Below are 802 nucleotides of genomic sequence, written 5' to 3' on the forward strand. Positions count from 1 at the left end.
TAAACTCTGAGCAGGGCGTGGTGCTGCAAATGCCTCACTATAACGTCGAAAACCTTGCTTTGGGGCCAGAGATTTACAAAGCGACGGGTTTGCCGGTCTTTATTGCCAACGATACGCGTGCTTGGGCTTTAGCTGAAAAGCTCTTTGGTCATTCCCAAGAAAATGACAACTCTGTTCTTATTTCGATTCACCATGGTTTAGGCGCCGGTATCATTCTTGATGGGCGAGTTCTTCAAGGCCGCCACGGTAATATCGGTGAACTAGGGCATATTCAAATTGATCCCAACGGGAAGCGATGTCACTGTGGCAACATTGGTTGCTTAGAAACGGTTGCCAGCTCGCAAGCGATTCGTGAAGAAGTGGTGAGACGCATCTCTGAAGGTGAAGCCTCTATTCTTGCGGATCAAGAAGAGATGAGTATCGAAAGTATCTGTGAAGCCGCGGCAAATGGCGATCCTCTCGCGGTTGATGTGATTGAAAAATTGGGACGCTATTTAGGTTCTGCAATTGCTATCGTGATCAACTTGTTTAACCCAGAAAAGATTTTGATTGGTGGGGTAATTAACCAGGCGAAAGAGGTGCTTTATCCAGCCGTTCGCCGTTGTATTGAAGAACAAAGCTTGCCTGTTTATCACCAAGATCTTGAGCTGGTGGAATCTCGCTTTTATAAACAAGCGACGATGCCGGGCGCTGCGCTGATAAAACAAGCTCTGTATGATGGGCAGTTGTTAATGAAGGTGGTGGAAGGTTAATCACTTCTTTCTATCTTTAATTTGATTTAGGGTGTGGCTCAAGAGCGCAC

General features: G+C 46.4%; 1 protein-coding gene. It reads left to right on the forward strand.

Annotated features, from left to right (window positions below; all coding sequences use genetic code 11):
* Positions 1-752: ROK family protein (locus tag R8N49_RS26340; RefSeq protein WP_318190350.1), on the forward strand; the 752-nt coding region annotated here is incomplete at its 5' end.
* Positions 753-802 lie beyond the last annotated feature (50 nt).

The sequence above is a fragment of the Vibrio sp. 1978 genome, assembly GCF_033344345.1.